This is a genomic window from Streptococcus sp. HMSC072C09, from assembly GCF_001813105.1.
Taxonomy (GTDB): Bacteria; Bacillota; Bacilli; order Lactobacillales; family Streptococcaceae; genus Streptococcus.
This window is the reverse complement of the sequence record NZ_KV811500.1, coordinates 163,455-171,015: the sequence shown is the minus strand read 5'-3', so window position 1 is coordinate 171,015 and position 7,561 is coordinate 163,455. Positions and strand designations below refer to the sequence as shown.

7 protein-coding genes are annotated in these 7,561 nt (G+C 36.6%); 3 read left to right on the top strand and 4 right to left on the bottom strand.

Annotated features, from left to right (window positions below; genetic code table 11):
- The first annotated feature begins 181 nt into the window (after positions 1-181).
- From HMPREF2893_RS05245 to HMPREF2893_RS05240, 3 genes are all read left to right on the top strand, one after another.
- On the top strand, positions 182-1,828 hold the full coding sequence (locus HMPREF2893_RS05245; RefSeq protein ID WP_261674179.1) for an NACHT domain-containing protein: 1,647 nt from the start codon (positions 182-184) through the stop codon (positions 1,826-1,828).
- A complete protein-coding gene (locus HMPREF2893_RS11295; RefSeq protein ID WP_398577637.1) occupies positions 1,804-1,989 on the top strand; it encodes a hypothetical protein in 186 nt (61 codons plus the stop codon). Before HMPREF2893_RS05245 ends, HMPREF2893_RS11295 begins: the two co-directional genes overlap by 25 nt.
- 244 nt (positions 1,990-2,233) lie before the next feature.
- The gene (locus HMPREF2893_RS05240) at positions 2,234-3,025 is read left to right on the top strand and encodes a DUF2785 domain-containing protein (protein ID WP_070505361.1); all 792 of its coding nucleotides are present in this window, start codon (positions 2,234-2,236) and stop codon (positions 3,023-3,025) included.
- Positions 3,026-3,097: 72 nt separating this feature from the next.
- Here HMPREF2893_RS05240 and trxA read toward each other — a convergent pair whose 3' ends face one another.
- The 4 genes from trxA to HMPREF2893_RS05220 form a co-directional block, all read right to left on the bottom strand.
- Entirely contained in the window at positions 3,098-3,412 is a 315-nt protein-coding gene (gene trxA, locus HMPREF2893_RS05235; protein WP_006595584.1) for a thioredoxin, read from the bottom strand.
- A 12-nt stretch (positions 3,413-3,424) separates the two neighbouring features.
- Positions 3,425-3,649 carry a DUF4649 family protein gene (locus tag HMPREF2893_RS05230; RefSeq protein ID WP_003010037.1) on the bottom strand — a complete coding sequence of 75 codons (225 nt, stop codon included), beginning with the start codon at positions 3,647-3,649 and terminating at the stop codon, positions 3,425-3,427.
- Between the two features lie 443 nt (positions 3,650-4,092).
- Positions 4,093-4,362, bottom strand: a complete 270-nt coding sequence (gene rpsO / locus HMPREF2893_RS05225) for a 30S ribosomal protein S15 (RefSeq protein ID WP_009732177.1) — start codon at positions 4,360-4,362, stop codon at positions 4,093-4,095.
- Between the two features lie 296 nt (positions 4,363-4,658).
- Positions 4,659-7,343, bottom strand: a complete 2,685-nt coding sequence (locus HMPREF2893_RS05220) for a Cna B-type domain-containing protein (protein WP_070674812.1) — start codon at positions 7,341-7,343, stop codon at positions 4,659-4,661.
- Positions 7,344-7,561: the final 218 nt, after the last annotated feature.

Sequence of the window (7,561 nt, the reverse complement as noted above, 5' to 3'; positions counted from 1 at the left end):
CACTCCGCGATACCATCCAATTCCTTTCAGACACTGTCGATCAAATTATTGCCTACAGTGCAGAATTGGGAGAATAAGAGGATAAGAAAAAATATTTAATAATAAAGTTGACCTTTTGAATATACTATATACGATATGTTATTATTGATTTAATATTTACAGAAGATGATGGGAGAATATTATGCCAGTTACTAGTGAAAAATCTATTACAAATGCATTAGTAAAAATCCTTCCTAAATTATGGTCGAGGAGTAAAAAAGTTTATAATGATAAACAGTTTAAAGTTGAAAGTGAATTAGGAGTTCTTTTCAAAGATTACTTGGAATATTCATATGAAAAATATTCTACTGTAAAGACTTTATTGTACAAAAATGAAGGTAAATTTTTATACAATTTTTACGAACCACAGTTTTTAGAATCTGAAAATGGGGAGGTTATTGATACTACAAATTCAAGTTTGATTTTTCAGAAAAATAATAAAATAATTGTTACTGGAACTGGTGGGGTAGGTAAATCTATGCTAATGAAGCATATCTTTATTAACCAAATAGACACTGCAAGCAGTATTCCAATTTTTATAGAATTAAAATCTATAAACGAGAAGCCGTTAGATGATTTTGATTTTGAATTATTTATTTTTGAAGAGATTAAATGTCATCATTTGAATATAGAGAGAGAGCATTTTCAAGAAACTCTAAAATCAGGTGTATACACTATAATATTTGACGGACTTGATGAAATTATATCTACTCATAGAAATGTGTTAGATAAATCCTTAAAAGAATTTGTAGATAGATATAATAAAAACAGATATATTCTTAGCTCTCGTCCTTCAGATGATTTTATAGGTTGGTCTAATTTTTTAGAATATGAGATTAAGTTACTGACGAAGGAGCAAGCTGTTTCTCTTATTTTAAAATTAGAGTATGAATCAAAGTTAAAAAACAAGTTTGCAAAAGAATTAAAGGACATATTATATGATAACCATGAATCTTTTGCTTCAATCCCTCTGTTGTTAACTATTATGTTAATGACATATGAAGATGGTGCATCTATACCAAATAATCTAACTGATTTTTACAATCTAGCATTCTATACTCTTTATCAAAAACATGATGCATCAAAATCTGGATATAAAAGAGAATTGAAAGCTAATTTATCTCCTGAACAATTTAAAGAAGCTTTATCTTATCTAGCAATGAAAACTTTTTTCAAAGGACAGATAACCTTTAATTCTGACAGTTTTAATTCTTACCTTGATTCTTTCAAAGAAAAAAATACTATGAAGTTTGTAAATTCAGATTTCATTAGAGATTCTATTTCTAATGTTTGTATGATTTTACAAGATGGTATTTCTTATAAGTTTTCTCATAGATCATTTCAAGAATATTTTGCTGGTGTCGGGGTTAGTAAATTAGATGATCAAACACAAAAGAAACTTTTAACTTCATGGGCCATTGAAGACGGAAATCACATTTTATATAATAAAACCTTTCTTACAACTTTATTAACAGTTCAAAAAAATCGAACTTACTTAAATTTATATGTCGAATTGATAAAAAGAGTAAAAGTATTATATGAGAGTTCACAAGATTTAGGAGAATTTATAAGTATTTTCTTTAGAATGTTTAAGTTGGGTAAGAATTCATTTGAAAAAAATTCAGAAAGAATAGCTTTTATTATCAACGAAGATCACAGAGCGTTCTATCATATACATTTTAAGATTATTGAAGAATCTGATTTGAACATAGATGATATAGATGATATGGAAATAGGAGACGAGTATTCTAAAAAATTAATTAAATTCTTAGAAAAAAAAGAGATGTAAATTATACTCAATTTCCAGAAGAATATAAAGAATCCTTATGTAAGTGGATTGAATCATGGTTTATTCAAAGATTGAATTTTATCTTTGATTGGTCCTCTAAGATTATCGAAAACAATAAAACCAAGAAGAGAACAACAGCTTCTATAATTGATGATATTTGATTTTTAGCAAATTTTTGATTTGTAAAAGGAAAAATTTGAGAATAGGCCTAGGGGTTGAACTATTCTCCTTGAGTCAGCCATGATCATCGGAGCAGATATCTCGACTGATAAACCACTCCGCGATACCATCCAATTCCTTTCAGACACGGTTGATCAGATTATTGCCTACAGTGCAGAATTGGGAGAATAAACTCCTCTACAGCCAACTCTAAAATATACTAGTAGAAATCCAGAGGTGCTTATGATGGATCAAGAACTACAAAGTAAAGTTACAGAAGAAAAACCAAGTTATAGCCGAGAAGAAATCCAGTGGTTGCTGGAACATTTGGGAGACCCCTCGCCAGAAATTCGCGATGATATCGTTTTTACAAGCTTGGCTAGAGGGATTCAAGAAGAACTCTTTACGCAAGAACAATTTCATTTCATTTCTGAGACGATTTTATCCGATGAAGGAGTAGAAAAAGAGATTGACAAGATTGGGCTATCGACACTTGATCGTTCTTTTAGAGCGCTTATTTATGCTAATCTCTTGTCTGCAGATGCCAACCAACAATCGATTTTTTATCAAAGATTAAAAGCTGATATAAGATATATTTTAATGGATCAAGGCTTACACTATCTTTTAAAAGAAAAGGATACAACAGGTTTTTCCAGCCAGTATGGCTGGGTTCACGCTTTTGCGCATGGAGCTGATCTTTTGACAGAAGTAGTTTGTCATCCGGACTTTCCTAATGACAAAGTTCATGAAGGATTGAACATACTTGGCCAAGTCTTTAGAAGAATTTCAATTCGTTTTACCGATGATGAGGATTGGCGTTTAGCTAGAGTGCTCTATGAACCTATTTTGCAAGGGAAAATCGAGCAAGAACAAATAGCTTCTTGGATAAAAACGCTTGACTTTCCAATAGAAGAAAGGGAAGATTTTTATAAATTTTCCAACCTTAGATCCTGTCTGTTAGAAGTCTATATTCAACTTGATCAGAGAGACTTTTTACAAGATGAGTTGAAAGAGACCATTCAGTCTTTTCAATACTAACTGCTGCACTTATTCTTGCAATTTATCATATAAAAAAGCACTCCCGTTTTATTAATGGGGGTGCTTATGCTTTTAACTCAACTCAGCCACAATGGCCTTGATTTGTTCTGCTGTGTGAACACCAGCAACTTGTTTAACCACTTGTCCATCTTTTTTGAAAAGAAGAGTAGGGATAGACATAATGCCGAAAGCACGCGCTGTATTTGGATTTTCATCAACGTCCATTTTAACGATTTTCAAGACATCTTCTGAAAGTTCTTCAGACAATTTATCCAAGATTGGACCTTGCATACGACATGGACCACACCAGGTCGCCCAGAAGTCTACCAAGACCAATCCTTCTTTTGTTTCTGCTTCAAATGTAGCATCTGTAATTGCTTTTGCCATTGTTTTTCTCCTTTAGTTTTTGTATTGATCGAGGTCTTGTTTCATCAAATAGAAGAAGACATCTCCGTAAGTTCCATGGTAATCGAGTTCGTGCCCATTATAGGTCAATTTTTGTACAGGATAGTAATCCGCTACACCAATCAAGCAAGTCTGTTGGGAGCGTTCAAACTCTTCATAGGAATCAAAATGCATGACTCTTTCTTGTTTTGCACCATCTAGATATGTAATATCAATCATAGCGATAACCTCTATTTCTTAAGATGTATCAATTGTAATTCTCTTCATTACATCTGTCAAACAAAACGACTTACTCAGAATGATGAATCTTGTCCGAAAAAAGATAACAAAAAAGCCCTCTGAATTCAGAGAGCTCCATTCTTGCTAGATAAAACGTTTCTAGACAAGGCGACGAACCGAAGATTGTACCGGATTTCTTCTGAAAACAAAAAATCTCCCCGAAGGGAGATAGATCTGGTCTATTTTACCTTACGATGCTAGAAACCGAAGCCGAAGATTATACTTGAGTATATTCTATCAAAATTAACAAAAAAGCCCTCTGAATTCAGAAGGCTCCATTCTTGCTGGATAAAACGTTTCTAGACAAGGCGCCGAGCCGAAGATTGTACTGATGGTACATCGAGGCGAAGTCAACGAAGTATAGAAACGTTTTAGACGCAAGATTAACGACGAAGTCCAAGAGAGTTGATCAACTCACGGTAACGGTTAACGTCGTTGGTACGAAGGTAAGCCAACAAGTTACGACGGCGACCAATTTTCTTCATCAAACCACGGTAAGTAGCGTGGTCTTTTTTATGTTGTTTGATGTGGTCGTTCAAGTGGTTGATTTCCCAAGTAAGGACAGCAACTTGTACTTCTACTGAACCAGTGTCACCTTCGTGACGTGCGTATTGTGCAATGATTTCATTTTTTTTCTCTTTTGAGATTGCCATGATAAGCTCCTTTTCTTTATGCTCTATCCGAGTGGCAGGTTTGGCATAGCCTGCTACCAAGAAAGAGTTAGTTGTCTATTCGACCTATCCATTCTACCAAGATTTCATCTTTCTGTCAAACACTTATGTTTCCTTCCAGATGAATTTTTAAGGACAGATCCATTTTACAAAAGCCCATTCCTTTACTCTACGTTGAACCTCAGGAAGTTGAACGATGTAACCCTATTATTCCTCGAACAAAGAGATTTTAAAAGACAAATATCTTTTAGAATATTTGCCTTTTAACTGTATGAATCTTATTTTTCTTTTCGTTTACCACGCAAGAGCAAAGCCAAAGCAAAAACTGCTAAGAGTGCACCGAGTATCGTCAACCCATAAGCAACGACTTCACCAGTTGATGGAAGAATTTTTTTCTTTCCTTCTCTTGGTGTGGTTGGAGTTTCTGGTTTCTCCGATGTGCTTGGTGTGGTTGTCGATGGAGTCGTAGACGGTGTAGTTGTTGACGGCGGCGGTGTAGTCGTAGACGGCGGTGGTGTAGTCGTAGACGGTGGTGGTGGGGGCGTACCTGGCGGGGTTGCCGGTGGCGTATGACGGTTGGTTACCGTGAAACCATCAATGTTGCTTGTATAACCTGCTACTGGATCCTCTGTAATCGTGTAGGCAATCTTCTTACCTTCCTTGTATACAGGTAGATCCGTGAAGCTTGCCTGCCAATTATCAGTAGCTGTGATTTCTTTTACAGCTACTTCTTGACCATCCGCAAGGAGACGAACTGTGATTTTTTCAGGACGAAGACCCTCTTTATTGTCTGCATCATCCCAGATCTTCTTGACCGCTACTTCTGTTACTTCTGGTGTGCGGCTATTGGTGATCACTACATTTCCCTTGTTACTGTCATCGACCGTACTTGTATAGCCTTTGACTGTCCCAACTTCTTTCACTTGGTACTGGATCTCTTTGCCTTTCGCTTTTAGAGGCAAATTGCTAAAGGTATGAGTCCAGTTATTTTTAGCAGAAAGTTCCACTTCTTTTCCTTGAGCTTTGCCATCTGCATAGAGCTGTACCTTAATGGCGCTTGGACGTTTGCCATCTTGGTCATTGTTGTCTTCCCAACGTTTTGTAACAGTAGCGCTGGTTTTACCTGGCTTGTAGCTATTGGTAATGGTTGTTCCATCAATCGCAGCAGAGTAATTGGCTACTGTGTCTTCTGTGACTGTGTAGACAATTTGTTTGCCGTGATTGTATTTTGGAAGATTGGTAAAGACTGTCTTCCAATCAGTTGCTGCACTTAGCTCTTGGCTAGCTACTTCTGTACCATCTGCAAGGAGACGAACAGTAACCTTGTCAGGACGAACACCATCTTGATTATCATTGTCTTTCCAAATCTTCGTTACTGGAATTTCAACAACTTCTGGTGTACGAGTGTTGGTAATATTGGTTCCCTCAATAGTTGTTTCATAACCTTCGACAGGTTCTTCTGAAATAGTGTAGGCAATGACATTACCAGCATCATCGACCACATCGAGATTATCAAAATGATAAGCCCAAGTTCCTGCCGCGTCTGGTTTCACTTCTTTAGAAGCGACTTTGACACCATTTGCTAGGAGATTGACTGTAATTTTTGACGGACGCTTGCCATCTTGATCGTCATTGTCATTCCATGTTTTTTGACCAGCAACGCTTGTTTTTTCTTTTTGGTTCACAACATCACGAGAAATTGCAAGGTCATTTCCAAAATCGTCCTTGCTGATCTTGATAGGTTCTTCTGAGAGAACATAGCCTGTTGGAGCTTGAATTTCTTGAACCGTATAAGCTTGTTTGATCAAGCCTGTAATGGTGCCAACACCATTCTCATCTGTCGTAATGGTTCCCACTTGCTCACCAGTATCATCTGCTGTCACAGCAAAGACAGCACCTGCAAGCGCTTGACCATTTTCACCTTTTTTGTGAATGGTGAAGGAATATTTCTCACCATTGAAGTCTCCATCAAGGAACTGATACAGAATGTCTGCAACCTTATTTTGTTCCTTGATTTCTGTAGCTGTCATGCTAGCATTGTTTTTAAAGGATGTATTGATGGCTGGAACCTTGTCCAGATAGACATCATAGCGAACAGTCATCCCTTGTTCAGGAGCTAGATCGCCAATATGAACCGTTAGAGAACGACCATCAGCGCTGACAACAGGAGAATAATTCTTAGTGACATTTGTGGTATCTTTTAAATGATAAGCCCCATCTTCATCACTGACCTGCCAAGTTCCTGTATGGATGTTGACAGAATCTGCTTTGATCTTCCCATCTGTAAAGTCCAATTGGTCTTTAATGTCAATATTATGAAGGGCTGTATGGCCTTGATTGATGTTCAAGGTATAGGTCAATTTTAATTTATCATCTGAGTTGGTCCAACCCCATTTGCTAAAGACTTCTGGAGTAGGAGGATTCTCACCTGGATTGACCCCTTTGTAATCGATATTCCCACCTGAAATCACTTTCTTATCGATCGTAAGAGTAAAATCAAGTGTCTTTTGTCCTTTGACGACTTGGTGGTCAACACGCGCAAAGAAACGCAGTTTCCCTGTCACATTGGCCATTCTTTCAGGATAGTCCGTATAGGTCACTGTAATCTTTTTTCTTTGATCATCTACCGTTGCTGTCGCAACCTTTTGACCACTTGGATCCAGCAGGTCAATGGTGTCCGTTTCAAAGACCTTAAAGCCATCTCCAAGTTGGATTTCAGTCTGATCCCCTGCTTTTACACTCCCATTCGGCAACTCAAAGTCTGCTTCAACTTGAAAGCTCTCCCAAACACCGAGTGGATCTGTAATCGCTCCACCAGTTGATTTCGAAATGTTTACAGATTTGACTACACTATTAATAGTATCTGCATGGACTTTAGCTATACTATTTGGTTTGGCAAATCCTAAAGCCGCTAGTAAAAATAGGGCAACTGCTGTCACAACAGAATAGAGCCACTTTTTCATAAACGATTTTTCTCCTTTTTCTACGTTTACTAGATAAGGTATGTGAGTCGAAAAATTATCACTACATATTGTGATTTTATACACAACCTATCTTGTTTCATTATAATTGATTTACTTTGAGAAGACAAGCTAATATATATGCTTTTTGTATTTTAAGTACATTTTTTTGAAACAAAGAAAAAATAGAGAGTGGGACAGAAATCGGTCATTCGTTAGAA

What these genes read in the sequence shown, in the direction of transcription:
- HMPREF2893_RS05245 (WP_261674179.1), top strand. Translation starts at nt 182, where the DNA reads ATGCCAGTTACTAGTGAAAAATCTATTACAAATGCATTAGTAAAAATC.
- HMPREF2893_RS05240 (WP_070505361.1), top strand. Translation starts at nt 2,234, where the DNA reads ATGGATCAAGAACTACAAAGTAAAGTTACAGAAGAAAAACCAAGTTAT.
- trxA (WP_006595584.1), bottom strand. Translation starts at nt 3,412, where the DNA reads ATGGCAAAAGCAATTACAGATGCTACATTTGAAGCAGAAACAAAAGAA.
- HMPREF2893_RS05230 (WP_003010037.1), bottom strand. Translation starts at nt 3,649, where the DNA reads ATGATTGATATTACATATCTAGATGGTGCAAAACAAGAAAGAGTCATG.
- rpsO (WP_009732177.1), bottom strand. Translation starts at nt 4,362, where the DNA reads ATGGCAATCTCAAAAGAGAAAAAAAATGAAATCATTGCACAATACGCA.
- HMPREF2893_RS05220 (WP_070674812.1), bottom strand. Translation starts at nt 7,343, where the DNA reads ATGAAAAAGTGGCTCTATTCTGTTGTGACAGCAGTTGCCCTATTTTTA.